Annotated in this window: 14 protein-coding genes; 12 read left to right on the forward strand and 2 right to left on the reverse strand. The window is 69.2% G+C overall.

Annotation, left to right across the window (positions count from 1 at the left end; translation table 11 throughout):
• The first annotated feature begins 14 nt into the window (after window positions 1–14).
• The 10 genes from AB0F51_RS11065 to AB0F51_RS11110 all read left to right on the forward strand — a co-directional run bounded on the left by AB0F51_RS11065 (window position 15) and on the right by AB0F51_RS11110 (window position 12,409).
• The gene (locus tag AB0F51_RS11065; RefSeq protein WP_360277487.1) at window positions 15–593 is read left to right on the forward strand and encodes a hypothetical protein; all 579 of its coding nucleotides are present in this window, start codon (window positions 15–17) and stop codon (window positions 591–593) included.
• On the forward strand, window positions 590–2,116 hold the full coding sequence (locus AB0F51_RS11070) for an AAA family ATPase (RefSeq protein ID WP_360277490.1): 1,527 nt from the start codon (window positions 590–592) through the stop codon (window positions 2,114–2,116). The genes AB0F51_RS11065 and AB0F51_RS11070 overlap by 4 nt, the downstream gene beginning before the upstream one ends.
• Complete coding sequence (locus AB0F51_RS11075) at window positions 2,113–3,438, forward strand: hypothetical protein (RefSeq protein ID WP_360277493.1); 1,326 nt, start codon at window positions 2,113–2,115, stop codon at window positions 3,436–3,438. The genes AB0F51_RS11070 and AB0F51_RS11075 overlap by 4 nt, the downstream gene beginning before the upstream one ends.
• Window positions 3,435–4,433, forward strand: coding sequence for a glutamate ABC transporter substrate-binding protein (locus AB0F51_RS11080; RefSeq protein WP_360277496.1), 999 nt, complete (start codon window positions 3,435–3,437; stop codon window positions 4,431–4,433). Before AB0F51_RS11075 ends, AB0F51_RS11080 begins: the two co-directional genes overlap by 4 nt.
• Window positions 4,430–5,554 (forward strand): hypothetical protein, encoded by a 1,125-nt coding sequence (locus AB0F51_RS11085; protein ID WP_360277499.1) that lies wholly within the window; start codon window positions 4,430–4,432, stop codon window positions 5,552–5,554. The genes AB0F51_RS11080 and AB0F51_RS11085 overlap by 4 nt, the downstream gene beginning before the upstream one ends.
• Window positions 5,551–7,935 carry a tetratricopeptide repeat protein gene (locus AB0F51_RS11090; protein ID WP_360277502.1) on the forward strand — a complete coding sequence of 795 codons (2,385 nt, stop codon included), beginning with the start codon at window positions 5,551–5,553 and terminating at the stop codon, window positions 7,933–7,935. Before AB0F51_RS11085 ends, AB0F51_RS11090 begins: the two co-directional genes overlap by 4 nt.
• On the forward strand, window positions 7,932–8,993 hold the full coding sequence (locus AB0F51_RS11095) for a PP2C family serine/threonine-protein phosphatase (RefSeq protein ID WP_360277505.1): 1,062 nt from the start codon (window positions 7,932–7,934) through the stop codon (window positions 8,991–8,993). Before AB0F51_RS11090 ends, AB0F51_RS11095 begins: the two co-directional genes overlap by 4 nt.
• A 26-nt stretch (window positions 8,994–9,019) precedes the next feature.
• Complete coding sequence (locus AB0F51_RS11100) at window positions 9,020–10,297, forward strand: VWA domain-containing protein (protein ID WP_360277507.1); 1,278 nt, start codon at window positions 9,020–9,022, stop codon at window positions 10,295–10,297.
• The gene (locus AB0F51_RS11105) at window positions 10,294–11,004 is read left to right on the forward strand and encodes an FHA domain-containing protein (protein WP_360277510.1); all 711 of its coding nucleotides are present in this window, start codon (window positions 10,294–10,296) and stop codon (window positions 11,002–11,004) included. The genes AB0F51_RS11100 and AB0F51_RS11105 overlap by 4 nt, the downstream gene beginning before the upstream one ends.
• 115 nt (window positions 11,005–11,119) lie before the next feature.
• Window positions 11,120–12,409: an epoxide hydrolase gene (locus AB0F51_RS11110; RefSeq protein ID WP_360277513.1), complete on the forward strand. Its 1,290-nt coding sequence runs from the start codon at window positions 11,120–11,122 to the stop codon at window positions 12,407–12,409.
• Here the strand turns inward: AB0F51_RS11110 and AB0F51_RS11115 are convergent.
• Together AB0F51_RS11115 and AB0F51_RS11120 are read right to left on the reverse strand one after the other, a co-directional pair.
• Window positions 12,381–12,824, reverse strand: a complete 444-nt coding sequence (locus AB0F51_RS11115) for a hypothetical protein (RefSeq protein ID WP_360277515.1) — start codon at window positions 12,822–12,824, stop codon at window positions 12,381–12,383. The two genes, AB0F51_RS11110 and AB0F51_RS11115, sit on opposite strands and share 29 nt — an antisense overlap.
• Before the next feature lie 120 nt (window positions 12,825–12,944).
• On the reverse strand, window positions 12,945–13,868 hold the full coding sequence (locus AB0F51_RS11120; RefSeq protein WP_360277518.1) for a GNAT family N-acetyltransferase: 924 nt from the start codon (window positions 13,866–13,868) through the stop codon (window positions 12,945–12,947).
• Between the two features lie 200 nt (window positions 13,869–14,068).
• Between AB0F51_RS11120 and AB0F51_RS11125 the strand changes: the two genes are divergently transcribed.
• Both AB0F51_RS11125 and AB0F51_RS11130 read left to right on the forward strand, forming a co-directional pair.
• Window positions 14,069–14,593 carry a DinB family protein gene (locus AB0F51_RS11125; protein ID WP_360277520.1) on the forward strand — a complete coding sequence of 175 codons (525 nt, stop codon included), beginning with the start codon at window positions 14,069–14,071 and terminating at the stop codon, window positions 14,591–14,593.
• Window positions 14,594–14,698: 105 nt separating this feature from the next.
• Window positions 14,699–15,685, forward strand: coding sequence for a glycoside hydrolase family 6 protein (locus AB0F51_RS11130; RefSeq protein ID WP_360277522.1), 987 nt, complete (start codon window positions 14,699–14,701; stop codon window positions 15,683–15,685).
• The last annotated feature ends 18 nt before the right edge of the window (window positions 15,686–15,703 follow it).

Raw genomic sequence — 15,703 nt, forward strand, 5'->3', positions numbered from 1 at the left:
GGGGGCACAACCGGATGGCACTGGGTGACTTCTTCGCGCGGCTGACCGGCCGCAAGGCGGAGCCCGAGCCTGTCCCGGTCCCCCGCGCACCAACGACCGACGATCTGGAGAAGTCGCTGATCCGGGTCGAGCAGCTCGTCGCGGACGGCGCAGTACCGGCCGTGGTGGCGTCCCGGGTCAACCGGGTGGTGCGGATCGTGCGCGAGACCATCCCGCGACTCGGCAATCTCGGCGGCAGCGCGCAGGCGTACTCCGTGATGGCGACCGCGACCGACTACTTGCCGGAGGCAATCGGCGGTTACCTGCGGCTGCCGCGGCAGTGGGCCGACAGCCGGCCGGTGGATCGCGGCAAGACGTCGCTGATGATCCTGATCGACCAGCTGGACCTGCTGGGATCCACCATGGACAAGGTGTTCGACGCGGTGAACCGGGCGGATGCGGCGGCACTGATCGCGCACGGCCGGTTCCTGCAGGAGAAGTTCGGTACCGGGTCGACCGGTGGCGGTCTCGCCCTCGGCGCGACGGAGTCGACACCACCACCGGACACCGGCTCCGGACCATTGCAACCACCGACCGGACGAGGGGGCGCATGAGCGGCGTAGCCGGTACTTCGTTGAAGGACGCGCTGTCGGCGCTGCTGGCAGTCGCAGCTCGTGCCGGAGCCTCGGAGGACGTCGCCCGAGCAGAGGCGCTCTCACTCGCGGCCGCACTGGCCGAGTCAGCACCAGGCGCTCCCGTCGACTGGGCCGCTGTCACACCTGGCTCCGGGACACAGGACTTCTTCGACGCCGCAGTACGGGGTCGAAGGTGGCGGGGAGCGCCAACCGCGGTACTGACCGACCTGGTCGCGCAGGGCTCCCCCGAAAAGATCCCGTACGCCGAAGCGCTGGCCGAGGTCGCCTCAGCCGCCTGCACCCTCGGCGAACCCACCATGCGCGTCATCGGCAACGCATCGGTCGCAGCAGCCGCGCAGTTGCAGGCAGCAGGCGCACGGCAGCAGCAGGCTGGACTTCCGGGTGCAGGAACTGCAGTTCCGGGCGGGGCGGGCTCTGCGGTTGCAGGAGCGCCTGCAATTGCTGCACAGGCGGCTGCCGAGACCGAGCCTGCCGTGCCGGAGCGGACTGTTGAGGAGTTGCTGGCTGAGCTGGATGCGCTGACTGGGCTTGAACGGGTCAAGCGGGAGGTGCACCGGCAGGTTGCGGTGCTGCGGGTGGAGAAGCTCCGGATCGAGGCAGGGCTCAAGAGTCCTACGATTACTCGGCATCTGGTGTTCACCGGCAACCCTGGGACCGGCAAGACGACCGTCGCTCGGCTGGTCAGTGGGATCTACAAGGCGCTCGGGCTGCTCTCGAAGGGGCAGCTGGTTGAGGTTGACCGCTCCGAGCTGGTCGCAGGCTACTTGGGGCAGACGGCAACGAAGACTGCCGACGTGGTCGCTTCCGCGGCTGGTGGGGTGCTGTTCATCGACGAGGCGTACAGCCTGACCGCCGGTGAGCTGGGCGCCGACCAGTACGGGCGGGAAGCCGTCGACACGCTGGTCAAGGAGATGGAGGACCGGCGCGACGACCTGGTCGTCATCGTGGCCGGCTACCCCGAACCGATGGAGGACTTCATCGCGGCGAACCCGGGGCTGGCCAGCCGGTTCCGGACCACGATCGCGTTCGAGGACTACACCGACGAAGAGCTGACCGACATCCTGACCGGGCTGGCCGCGGCCGCCGACTACGAGCTGACGCCGGAAGCGCTGGACCAGTTCAAGGTGATCCTCGCCTCGACCCGGCGGGACCGCTCGTTCGGCAACGGCCGGTTCGCGCGCAACATGCTGGAGGCCGCGATCGGCCGGCACGCCTGGCGGCTGCGCGACGTGACGGCACCGACCACCGACCAGCTGCGTCAGATCGTCGCCGAGGACCTGACCGACGAAGACCTCCACCCCGCAACACCGGACCAGCCGGCCCCACCGGTCGCACTGGAGCAGCCGGCCACACCGGAGCACCCCGAACCCGCAGTACCGGAGCAGCCGGAGACACCCGAGCACCCCGAACCCGCAGTACCGGAGCAGCCGGAGCAGCCCGGATCCGTAGTACCGAAGGACGAGCAAGGAGAGACGGCGTGACACAGACTGCCAGTGCGCCCCCCGCGACCAGGTCGCCGGTGGCCCCGCCGGCCGCGGCGCCGGGTCAGCCGGCACCGCCGCCCGTTGCCCAGCTGGTCAAGGGCCGGGTCGCGACCTGGTTCGAGGGGACGCCGGGCCGGATGCGCGCGATGCTCATCCTCGCCGCCATCATCAGCGTGGTCTTCGGCCTCGCCGCGGCCCAGGGCTACAACCAGTCCGACGGTGCCCTGCAGCGGGCCGAGGCGAACACCGCCCAGCTGGTCCGGATCCAGGCGATCCACACCAACCTGGTCAGCGCGAACGCCGACGCCACCAACGCCTTCCTGGTCGGCGGCCTGGAGCCGCCCGCCCAGCGGCAGCACTTCGTCGACTCGATGACGACCGCCGCCAAGCTGATCTCCGAGGCCGCCACCGCGCAGCCGGCGGACCAGAAGGCACTCGGCGAGCTCAACGCCACCCTGCTCACCTACCAAGGGCTGATCGAGCAGGCCCGGGCGAACAACCGGCAGGGGCTGCCGATCGGTTCGCAGTACCTGAAGGACGCCAGCGCGACGCTGCAGGGCGACTCGCTCCCGGTGTTGAAGGAGCTGGTCAAGGCCAACCAGGCCCGGGTGAACACCGAGTTCGACGGCATCAACGACGGCAACCTCTGGCTGATCGTGGCCGGCCTGCTCACGCTGGCCGTGCTCGTCCTGTGCCTGGTCTGGCTGGCCAAGCGCAGCCACCGCTACCTGAACCTTCCGATCGCGGCCGCCGCGGCACTCGTGCTGTTCACCATGGTCGTCGGCGGCGCCTCGCTGGCCGGCTCGTCGAGCGATGCGAAGGAAACCCGGAACGAGGCGTTCGCCGACACCCTCGCACTGTCGCAGGCCCGGATCAGCGCGTACGACGCGAAGTCCAACGAGAGCCTGACCCTGATCGCCCGCGGCTCCGGCGCGGCGTTCGAGGATGCCTGGAAGAGGGCGGCCGACGACACCGGCAGCCAGCTGGGCAAGGTCCAGCGGGGCGCCGGGCTGGAACCGTTGTGGAACCGCTATCGCGCGGTCCACGTCGAGATCCGCAAGGAAGATGACAAGGGCAACTGGGACGCGGCGGTGGAGAAGGCGATCGGGGAGAGCAGCGGCTCGTCCAACGCGGCCTTCAAGGCGTTCGACGACCGGTCGTCGGGGGACCTCACCAGGTTCAGCAACACTGCCCGCGCCGAGCTGACCCAGGCCCGCAACGATCTGCCGCCGATCGGCTGGCTGGGGCTGCCGATCGGGATCGTCGCCGCCCTGCTCGCCGCCTGGGGATTCTCCCAGCGACTGGAGGAGTACCGATGACCAAGATCCGCCTGATCGCCGGCTCGCTCGCGCTGCTGTTCGCCGCGACCGCCTGCGGCTCCAGCTCGTACGACGCGACGCCGTTGCCGGTGAAGCAAACGCCGCGGGCCACCAAGGCTGCCCCTCCTCCCACCCAGACGTGCGAGAACGCCACGCAGTCGTATGCGCCGGCCGGTCCACTGCCGGAGCCGCACGCGATGCCCGCCAATTCGACGATGGACCGCATCTACAAGCGCGGGCGGCTGATCGCCGGGGTGTCCGCGGACAGCCTCAACCTCGGCTCGCGCAACCCGATCACCGGGGCGATCGAGGGCTTCGACATCGACATGATCAACGCCGTCGCCGACGCCATCTTCGGCGCCCCGGCGCCGGGCAAACCGCACAAGGTCGAGCTGCGGGTGATCTCCAGCCCGCAGCGGATCCCTGCCCTGAAAAGGAGCGAGGTCGACATCGTCGCGCGCAACATGACCATCAACTGCGCCCGCTGGCAGGAGATCGCGTTCTCCGCCGAGTACTACCGCTCGGGCCAGAAGCTGCTCGTCCAGCGCGACATGAAGGTCGAGAGTCTGGCCGAGCTGAGCGGCCAGAAGGTCTGCGCGCCCGCCGGGTCGACCAGCCTGGACAACATGATGAAGGCCAATCCCGAGATCATCCCGGTCACCGCGGACACCGACACCGGCTGCCTGGCGCTCTTCCAGCAGGGCAAGGTGGTCGGCATCTCCGGTGACGACACCGTGCTGGCCGGCGATGCCGCTCAGGACCCGTACGCCCGGGTGACCAAGGCCGAGAAGATCAGCGATGAGCCGTACGGACTCGGGATCAACAGCGCGCAGGTCGACTTCGTCATGTTCGTCAACGGCGTACTGGAGAAGATGAAGACCGCACCCGCCGCGGGCACGAAGTCGGCCTGGCAGCAGTCGTACGACAAGTGGCTCGGCCCTGCCCTCGGTCCGGCGCTTCCACCCAAGCCCCTCTACGGCCGAGGCGATCAGTGACAGTAGGTACGCCGACGGCCACCGCGCCGTCGCCTCCGGGCCGGATCGGCAGCAGCATTCCCGCGAAGGATCTGCTGTCGTTCCTCGACGCCCTGGGGACCTGGCGGGACCGGCGCCGCGCCGAGCTGGAGGAGCTCGACCAGGCTGCTCTGCAGTCGGCCGACGCGGACGCGCTGAGCGCCGACATCGTGCTGTCGATGGCGGTCTGGAAGGCGGTCTCGGACCGCTACGAGCTGATCCTGGTGACCTGGGACTCCGGCCGGGTCGGGCCGACCGAGACCGAGCGGATCTCGACCCTGATCTGGGGTGGCCTGGACACCGGTGGCGCGGCCGGCTCGCTCGCGGTTTCGTTGCCTGAGGCATGTACTTTGTCGGACGCGCTGGCCTCGACGCTGCGGGCCAAGCTCGCGCTCGCGCCCGGTGACGCCGAACTCGCGGCGCGGCTGCGGCAGTTGCGCGCCCAGGTGGAACGGATCAACGACCTGGTCGCGCTCGAGCCCGCGGCGACCCGGAACGCGGCGATCGCGGCGCACCACGACCTGGACCGCCGGGTCACCGACCTGACCGAGCGAGCCAAGCGGGGTGCCGATATCGGCGGGCTGATCGGCCCGCTGGAGATCGATGCCGCGCACAACGAACGCGACCTGATCGTCGGCGCGGCGACCCGACGCGAACGGGCCGCGGACGTCGCGCGGGCTCGCGCAGTACGGAACGAGCTCGAAGCGCAGGGGCAGGCAGTCCGGGCACTGGCCGACAGTTGCGTCGCGGCTGTCACGCCGGCGCCGCGGCTCGCAGTACCGGATGTCACTGCGCTGGGGCCGGTGCCGAACACGCCGGCTGAGTTGGAGAAGTACCTCAAGCGGCTGGACGCGGTACGCCGGGCGTTGGGTCAGGCGCAGACGGCGTACGGCTCGGCGCTGGAGCGACGAGACGAGTTGGCCGGGCGGCTGGACGCGTACCAGGTGAAGGCCGGCAGCGTCCCCCGGAACAGTGGCACCACCGAAGACCTGGCAGAGCTCTATCGACGTGGCCGTGCGGTGCTTGAAGCGGAACCAGTGGACCTGGTTCGGCTCGGAGCGCTGGTGGCGGCGTACCAGACGTATCTGGGAGTGACGACATGACGACCAACGCCTGTACACAGCCGGGCTGCACCGGCACGATCCTGGACGGCTACTGCGACGTCTGCGGCTCCCCTGCCGCCGGTGCCGCTGCAGCTTCCGGTGTCTCTGCCGTCACGGGACGCCCCGGCATCTCCGGGCCCCCGACGGCCGCTGGCGCCTGCAACCAGCCTGGTTGTGCGGGGACGGTGGTGGACGGTTACTGCGATGTCTGCGGCACTCCTGGCGGATCAGGATCAGTGGCTGCGTCGGCACCTGACCCGATCAGCACTGCGTCCACCGTCTCCCGGGCCTCCAACCGCCTGGCCTCGACCCCACTGGGCTCGGCCAGGGCGGCAGCGGCCGGCTCCAAGCTGACCCGCCGCCTCGGTACTTCGTCCACCCGCCTGCGCGGGGCCAGGCTGGGTGCCGGGCTGACGCATGTGCCGCCGATCCCCGCGATCGACGCCAGCAAGGCGATCCTGAAGAACCCGATGGTCCCCGAGGAGCGCCGCAACTGTCCCACCTGCGGCAACCCGGTCGGCCGGGCGCGGGGCGACCAGCCGGGCCGTACCGAGGGCTACTGCCCCAAGTGCCGCAGCCCGTTCTCCTTCTCGCCGAAGCTGCAGGACGGCGACCTGGTCGGCGGCCAGTACCTGGTCCGCGGCTGCCTGGCCCACGGTGGCTTCGGCTGGATCTACATGGCCCAGGACAAGAACGTGTCCAACCGCTGGGTGGTGCTGAAGGGCCTGCTGAACTCCGAGGACCCGGACGCCGTCGCGGCCGCGATCGCCGAGCAGCAGTTCCTGGCCCGCGTCGAGCACCCGCTGATCGTGGAGATCTACAACTTCGTCACCCACGAAGGCGCCGGCTACATCGTGATGGAGTACGTCGGCGGCACCTCGCTGAAGACGCTGCTCAAGCAACGCATGCAGGCCAACAACAACCAGTACGACGCACTGCCGGTCGACCAGGCGATCGCCTACCTGCTCGAGATCATGCCGGCCTTCTCGTACCTGCACGATCTGGGCCTGGTCTACTGCGACTTCAAGCCGGACAACATCATCCAGGTCGGCGACGCGGTCAAGCTGATCGACCTGGGTGGCGTGCGGCGGATCGACGACGCCGACTCGGCCATCTACGGCACGGTCGGCTTCCAGGCACCGGAGGTGGCCGAGGTCGGCCCGTCGGTGGCTTCGGACATCTACACGCTCGGCCGGACGTTGTGCGTGCTCGCGTTCGAGTTCCGCGGCTACCAGTCGCGGTACGTCCACTCGCTGCCGCCGGTGTCGGAGGTGCCGCTCTTCCAGAAGTACGACTCGGTCTACCGGCTCCTGGTGAAGGCCTGCGCGCCGGACCCGGCCGACCGCTTCCAGACCGCTGACGAGTTCCGCGTCCAGCTCCTCGGCGTACTGCGTGAGGTGGTGGCCGACAAGGAAGGCGTCAAGGCTGCCCGGCACTCCACGTCGTCGCTGCTCTTCGGCAGCCCGGGTGACCTCGCGGCCGGACTGGGAGAGAAGGCAGAGGCGTGGCGGCGGCTGCCGTCGCTCGCCAAGGACGACAGCGACAAGATGGCCGGCTGGCTGAAGACCGTGAGCGTGCCGGACCCGGAGCAGCGCCTCGAACTGCTGGTCGACGCGCCCGAGTCGTCCGCTCAGATCCTCCTGGAGATCGCCCAGAGCGCGCTGGAGATCGGGCCGTCCCGCTACGACATGGTCGACACCGCTGTCGCCGACCTGCTGGCGGCCGACCCGTGGGAGTGGCGGGCCGTGTGGATGTCCGGGCTGGTCGCCCTGGCTCGCAACGACGCTTCTGCGGCGCAGTCGGCCTTCAACGCCGTCTACGGCCAGGTGCCGGGCGAGTTGGCACCCAAGCTCGCGCTGGCCGTCTCCTGTGAGATCAGCGGCGAGTACGACGTGGCGGAAGGCCTGTACCTGACCTGTGCTCGCACCGACGCCAACTACATCGCACCCTCGGCCTTCGGACTGGCCGCGATCCGTTCGACGCGTGGTGACCTCGACGGTGCCGTCTCCGCACTCGACCTGGTACCGCCGACCAGCGGGTCGTACGTCCGGGCTCGCCGGATGCGAGCCGGTCTGCTGGCAGGATCGGGGCGTGGGCTGTCCGCGCTGGCCGAGGCGATGAGCAACATCGAGAGCGTGACGATCGACCCGGTCGACCGGGCGAACCTGACCGCGACCATCTTCCGGACCGCTCTGGACGAGGTACTCGGCAAGGGCCCGCAGCCCGGTCTGAAGATCGCCGGGCGGGAAGCGGTCGAGCCCGAACTGCGGGACGGGCTCGAAGCCGCCTACCGTGAGCTCGCCGGGCACGCGCGGAACCGGCAGGAACGGATCGCCCTGGTCGACCTGGCCAACGATGTTCGAGGATGGACGCTGCGATGACGAGTACGACCAAGACGGTCTGCCCCAGCTGTGGTGGGCCGATCTCCGACGCCGACCGCTTCTGCGAGGCGTGCGGGGCCGAGCTCACGCCCGCCACACCGACCACGCCCGCGATCGACACGGACACCGAGCCGACGGTCGAGCTGAACCCGTCCGGCCCTCGCGGTGCCGAGGCCGCTCCCGGTCCCTGCCGCTCCTGCGGCGGCACGATCAGCGCCGACGGGTACTGCGAGACCTGCGGTACGAAGGCCACCAAGGCGCGGGACCACTTCAGCGAGCAGCCCGCCCCCTGGGTGGCCGCCGTGTGCGACCGAGGGATCCGGCACAGCCGCAACGAGGACGCCGTGGCGATCGCTGCCGACCCCGAGCCGGGCAGCCGGGCCCTGCTGGTGGTCTGCGACGGGGTGAGCTCGTCACTCGACTCCGATGTGGCCAGCCTGGCCGCTGCTCGCGCAGCACGCGACGTACTGGAGGTCGGGAACGCGCAGGGCATGGGGACCGAGTCCTCCCGGATCAGTGCGGTGGTTGCGCGGCTCAAGGCTGCAGCGGACGCCGCCAGCGACGCAGTACTGGCGAACACTTCGCCGGACAGCCCGAATCCGGCTTCCTGCACGTTTGTGGCGACTGTGCTCGAGGGTGACCTCCTGGTGGCGGGCGTAGTGGGTGACAGTCGCGCGTACTGGTTCCCGGACAACGGCGAGGCCGTCGCGCTGACTGTGGACGACTCCTGGGCTGCCGAGCTGATCGCGACCGGCGTACCGCGGCACGAGGCCGAGTCGGGTCCGCAGGGCCACGCGATCACCAGGTGGCTCGGCAAGGACGCTCCGGACCACACACCCCGTACTACGTCCCTGAAGGTGGCCGGCCCCGGCTGGCTGATGGCCTGCTCGGACGGACTGTGGAACTACTGCTCCGAGGCGGCACCGCTGGCCGAGCTGACCCGTCAGACCGCTGCGGCCAACGGCGGCGAACCGCTGGCGACCGCGTCCGCCCTGGTCGACTGGGCCAACGCCCAGGGTGGCCAGGACAACATCACCGTTGCACTCGCTCGTATCTAAGAAGCTCCACCGAAAGGACGCCTGAGATGGCCGAGTTCTCCGCCACCGTGTACCAGAACGAGTTCCTGCCCGACGGCGGCACCGACGTGCACGCGATCGTCACGGTGTCCTGCAGCGGCGCGGGGGCGGCCGGCCAGTCCGGCAGCGGCGACGCGGGCGAGATCATCATCGTCGACACCTCCGGCTCGATGGGCGCCGACGGGGTCCGGGCCGCGGCGTTCGCGGCGCAGACCGCGCTCGACCAGATCCTCGACGGGGTCTGGTTCGCGGTCATCTCGGGCAACGACCGGGCGCAGCTGGCGTTCCCGCCGTCCCCCGAGCCGGTGATGGTGAAGATGGACCAGTTCACCCGGCAGGCGGCCAAGGACGCGGTCTCCCGCTTCTACGCCGACGGCGGTACGGCGATGGGCACCTGGCTGCGGCTCGCCTCGCGGGTCTTCGCGACCGTGCCGTCGCTGACCCAGAAGCACGCGCTGCTGCTCACCGACGGCGAGAACCAGCACGAGACGCCGGAGGCACTGACCCAGACGATCCAGGCGGTCACCGGCGAGTTCCAGTGCGACTGCCGCGGTGTCGGCGTCGCCTGGCAGGTCGACGAGGTACGCCGGATCGCGACCGCGCTGCTCGGCACCGTCGACATCATCCCGGCGCCCGACCAGCTCGCCGCCGAGTTCGCCAAGATCATCCAGAACGCGATGAGCAAGGGCGTGGCCCAGGCGGACATGCGGGTCTGGGCTCCGCAGGGCGCGCAGGTGCTGTTCGTCCGGCAGGTCGCCCCCACCGTCGAGGACCTGACGTCCCGGCGTACCGAGGTGAACCCGTTGACCGGCGCCTACCCGACCGGGTCGTGGGGTGACGAGTCCCGTGACTACCACGTGGCGATCCGGCTGGCGGCCAAGGGCATCGGCCAGGAGCAGCTCGCGGCCCGGGTGCAGCTGGTGATCGGCAACGACGTCGTCGCGCAGGGCCTGGTCCGGGCGCTGTGGTCGGAGGACGAGGCGCTCACCACCCGGATCAGCCCGGAGGTCGCGCACTACACCGGGCAGACCGAGCTGGCCGACGCGATCCAGGAAGGCCTGGCTGCCAAGGCCGCCGGTGACACGGCCACGGCGACCACCAAGCTCGGCCGCGCGGTGCAACTCGCCGCGCAGACAGGGAACGAGGAAGCCACCACGCGGCTCCGTAAGGTGGTCGACATCGACAACCAGGAAACCGGCACCGTGCGGCTCAAGCGCAGTGTCGAGAAGGCCGACGAGATGGCACTCGACACCGCCTCCACCAAGACCACCCGGGTGAAGAAATGACCTCAGCGACGTGTCCGAGCGGGCACCCGTCCGTCTCCACCGACTACTGCGACGTCTGCGGCCTGCCGATCGCAGCGGCCGCTACACCCGCGGCTGCGTCGGTGCCGTCCCCCGCTGTGGCGGCTCCGGCCCCCGCAGTACAGGCATGCCCGAACTGTTCGGAGCCGGCCGCACCTGACGCGCTGTTCTGCGAGAGCTGCGGCTACGACTTCACCACCGGCACCATGCCCCGCCCCGCCTCGTCTCTGGACCTCGGTACGCCGCCCCCGGTGCCGCCGGCGCCGCAGGAGGTCGCCGATTGGGTGGTGGAGCGTTGGGTCGACCCAGACTGGTACGAGGTGCAGCAGAGCGACGACCCGTGCCCGTCCCCCGGCCTGCCGGTGGTCATCCCGGTCACCGCGAAGAGCGTGCTGGTCGGGCGGCCGTCAAAGAGCCGGGGCATCACCCCGGAGATCGACTGCGGCGACGACACCGGCGTGAGCCGCCGTCAGGCCCAGCTCACCACCGACGGCCAGCGCTGGTGGGTCGAAGACCTCCAGTCCTCCAACGGCACCTTCGTCGGCCCGTCCTCCGGTCCGCTCCCCGAAGACCCGATCACCCCGGGCCAGCGCCGCGAACTCAACACCGACGACCGCGTCTACGTCGGCGCCTGGACCCGCCTCGTGGTCCGCAAGTCCACCCCGGAGGAACAAGCCGGCCAAGCCTGACGGCTCGCGGCAGCTCCGGCTTCTGCCCGGGGCTGCCGCTAGTTCGTTTGCCGTTCTGGTCTAAAGGTCGAGTAGCGGTCAGAAGGTGGCCGCCGCTCTCCCTAGCGTTGGTCACATGACGAACCAGAGTGAGATTCAGCCCTTCCGGATCGAGATCGCCCAGAGCGAGGTCGATGACCTGCGAACCCGGTTGGCGGCGACCCGGTGGCCCGCCGTGCCGCGGGTGGACGACTGGAGCCGCGGCGTACCGGTGGCTTATCTGAAGGAGCTGGCCGGCTACTGGGCGAACGGGTACGACTGGCGGGCCCAGGAAGCGGCGCTCAACGAGATTCCGCAGTTCGTCACCGAGATCAACGGGCAGCGGATCCACTTCTTCCACCAGCGGTCGCCCGAGCCCGGTGCGACGCCGCTGATTCTGACCCACGGCTGGCCTGGTTCGCCGGTGGAGTTCCAGCGGCTGATCGGCCCGCTCACTGATCCCCGCGCGCATGGTGGTGACCCGGCTGACGCGTTTCACGTCGTCGTACCGTCGTTGCCGGGGTACGGGTTCTCGAACCCGATCGGGGAGGGCGGATTCAATCTGTTCGGGGTGGCGCAGATGTGGGCGGAACTGATGAGCCGGCTCGGGTACGACCGGTACGCCGCGCATGGCACCGACGCCGGGTCGGGTGTTGCCGGCATTCTGCCGATGGTCGACGCGGCTCATGTGATCGGCATTCATCTGGCCGGGGTGAGCGGGTCGGCGCCGTTCGGCGATCCGATCCCGCTGGACGGGCTGAACGAATCGGACCGGGCGCGGGCGGAGCGGTTCAATGCCTTGCAGGACGAAGGTTTCGGCTATCTGGTGCAGCAGATGACGCGGCCGCAGACGCTGGCGTACTCGCTGAACGACTCGCCGGTCGGGCAGCTGGCGTGGATCGTGGAGAAGTTCGCTGAGTGGACCGATCCGGCACACAAGTTGCCGGAGGATGCTGTCGATCGCGACCAGTTGCTGACAAATGTCAGCCTCTACTGGTTCACGGGGTCGGGGGCGTCATCGGCGCACGCGGTCTACGAAGGAATGGCCGCCTGGAAGGCATTGCTCGCCATGCAGTCGGCCGAGGGCGTCGGCTGGGGCGAATCCAGCGAAGGCGAAGGCGAGGCCGGCGGCTGGGATGGCTCGGCCGGAAGCGGCGGTGAGGGCGGTGGCTGGGGTTCCGGTGAGGGTCAGGAGTGGGGGGCGGTGGCGGGGCCGCCGACTGGGGTGGCTGTGTTCGGGAACGAGACGGCGATCAAGAGCCTGACCGATCCCGAGGGCAAGATCGAGCATTGGACGGAGTACGAGCAGGGTGGCCACTTCGCCGCGATGGAGGTGCCCGAGCTGCTCACCGAGGACCTCAGGACGTTCTTCCGCCCACTGCGCTGAGCCGCAAGCAGAGCACCTCGATCACGGCCGTGCCGACCACGATCGGGATCGCCCACATCCACGGGTGTCCGGGGACGTTGACGACCAGGATCGCTGTCCACAAAGCGATCCAGCCGCCACCGTAGCCGCGCAGTACGCCGCGGTACCAGATCCCGCCGGGTGACTCCGCCGCCCGCTGACCCAGATAGACGAACAGGTACGCCGCGATCGCGATCGGCCAGAACATCCACAGCCGGTCCCAGTCGTAGGGCACCATCACCATCGCGGTCAGGCAGACCGCCACCACAGCCCAGTGGAAGATCTCGCCGGCCCAGTTGAGCCGGCGAGATCGCAGGGTGACGACGATGGCGAGCGGCCCGAAGACGAGCCCCACCACCCCCGCGCCCACGTGCAGAATCAACGCGATGTCACGCATCGCCCCACCAGCCAGACATATCTGACATGTCAGCGAAGCATAGGGCCCCCACCACCCCACGTCTCCCCCTCAGCCCACCCCCGAGCCCTAGAGGTTTACGCAGGCGTGGGGATCCCTGGGTTAGTGGCTGGCGACCATTCGTACTGCGTGGTTGTGGTAGCCGAGGCGTTCGAAGCTGGCTGCCATTGGTTTGTTGGTCAGGTCGGTGTCGGCGCGGATGCGTTCGGCGCCAGCTTCGACCAGGACGTGGGTGATCTCGGCGAGCAGGTCGTCGCTGTACCCGTTCCCGCGATGCTCGGCCAGTACGCCGAGGTACCCGACCACCGGCCCGCCGTTGTTCGCCGACGGCAGCGCGAAACCGATCAGTTCGCCGTCGGCGTTGTACGCCAGCCGCCACCAGGATCGCTCCCCCGGCATCGACTTGTAGACCGCCAGATCCTCCTTGGCCGAGCCCTCTACACCGACCCGGGCGACGGCCCGCTTGGTCGAAGCGTCGAGGCTGCCGTCGATCACCCGGCGGAACACGTCCAGGAACGCGTCGTCGTCGGCCGGTTCGAAACGCAACCGGGTCGACCGCGGCGGCAACCCGTCGGCGGGCGTCCACTCGTAGCGCAACCGCTCAGTGAGCTCGGACAGCCCGGCGGCCGCCGCGGCTTCGAGTCGCGGTTCGAGTTCGGCGACGACGTCGGGCCGATCACGCCAGCCGTTCGGCAAGAAGATGTGGTACTCCGGCTGCTCCGCCTCCGCCGGCACGGTGGCCAGGGTGTGCCGGATCAGGCTGGTCCAGACAGCGACGCGATCGACCCCCGGTACGGCGTACAGGCCGTCGATGCTGAACGGGTGGGCGAACTGCTCCATGCCCCACCAGATGGCCAGGGCGATGATCTTGCCGTCGTCCTCCGCGACCCAGGTCCAGTCGTGGCGATAGGCGCCGCTGACCAGGTACTCGTCCCAGCGTTCCCGGGTGACGGTGTTGAGCGACTGCTCGGCGATGAGAGTGTGGATGATGTCGAGGTCGGCCTCGACGGTGGTGCGGATCTTCACGAATCCTCCAGCAGGAGGCGCACCGTTCCGCTCAGTGCGAGCTGTGCGAACGGAGCAGGTGCGCCGGCAGACAAATCTGAGTCTTCATCGGTCGCTCCTTCCGTTCGGGATCGTTCTCGCCGCCGACGACCTTAGGACAACCACCGGGTCATCGTCCACCGAATACGTCCGGTGTCGGTGCGGGCTGAGATGATCCGTCGGTGACGGATTCGGCTTCGGTGGTGCGTAATCAGTTCGAGCTCACCTGGGCACTGTTCGAGTACCACTTGGAACGGCTGACCCCGGACGACCTGCTGTGGGAGCCGGCCAAGGTCAGTTGGACGGTGCGGCCGGACAGTGTGGGCAACTGGCGGGCCGACTGGTCCGACCAGGCGCTCGACCCGATCCCGGTGCCGACGATCGGCTGGCTCACCTGGCATATCGGCTGGTGGTGGTCGACCACGGCGGCCCACGTGCGCGGCGTCGTACCGCCAGACCGTACTGCGGTGCTGTGGCCGGGCGATCTGGCCAAGACACTCGGCTGGATGCGGGCCCTGCGGGACCAGTGGTCGCATTTGCTAGAGGACACCGACGACGAGCACCTCGCCAGGCCTGCGGTTTTCCCGTGGCCACCGGAGGCGGGGCGCTCGACCGCTGACCAGTTCGCGTGGGTGAACGTGGAGCTGATGAAGAACGCCGCGGAGATCGGCCAGCTGCGACTGCTGCGCGCGGCCGGCACCCAATAGTCGTCAAGGACCTTCCAAATCAAGGCCTAACCGGTTAATCTCCTGCGTAACGTCGTCGACACGTTGAGTAGTTGTTTCCGCCCCTCACGGAAGGACCATTCTTCGATGTCCAGCCTGCGAAAGGCTTTACTCAGCCTGCTCACTGTGTCCATGGTTGCTATCGGCAACCAGTCGGCCCTGGCCATGCCCAGCCAGGAGCCCACCCAGGTGGCCGGTGACCCTACGTCGATGACCAGCGGTTTCTACGTCGACCCGAACTCCAACCCCGCCACCTGGGTCCGGCAGAACCCCGGCCACGCCGACGCCACCCTGATCCGGACCCAGATCGCCGAGAAGGCCGGCGGTCGCTGGTTCGGCAACTGGAGTGGCGACATCACCGCGGCGACCCGGTCGTTCACGACGGCCGCCGACAGCGCCGACAAGTTGCCGATCCTGATCGCCTACAACATTCCCGGCCGCGACTGCGGCAGTCACTCCGGCGGCGGCGCCGGCTCCCCCGAGGCCTACCGGACGTGGATCAGCCGGTTCGCCGACGGGATCGGCACCCGCCCGGCGGTGGTGATCATCGAACCGGACGCACTGGCCCAGCTCGACTGCGTGCCCGCGGCCGAGAAGCAGACCCGGCTCGACCTGCTCAAGTACGCCGTCAACCAGTTCGCCAGCAAGAATCCGAACACCTGGGCCTACATGGACGGCGGCAACGCGACCTGGATCGAGGCGGGCGAGATGGCCCGGCGGCTCAAGCTGGTCGAGGTCGGCAAGATCCGCGGTTTCGCCCTGAACACCTCGAACTACTACACCACCGCGCAGTCGGTGACGAAGGGCAACGCAATCAGGGGCGCCGTCGGCGGTGGGCAGTTCGTGATCGACACCTCCCGCAACGGCAACGGCTCTAACGGCGAGTGGTGCAACCCGGCCGGCCGGAAGCTGGGCGACACCTCCCGCAACGGCAACCACGTCTCGGGCACCGTCGACATGCTCCTGTGGCTCAAGGTCCCCGGTGACTCCGACGGCAGCTGCGGCATCGGTACCGGCATCCCGGCCGGCACCTTCTCCCCGGTCCTGGCCAAACGCCTGATCACCGGGAGCTGACCCAAACAAAAGCTGGTC

Source organism: Kribbella sp. NPDC023855 (assembly GCF_040639475.1).
Lineage (GTDB): Bacteria > Actinomycetota > Actinomycetes > Propionibacteriales > Kribbellaceae > Kribbella.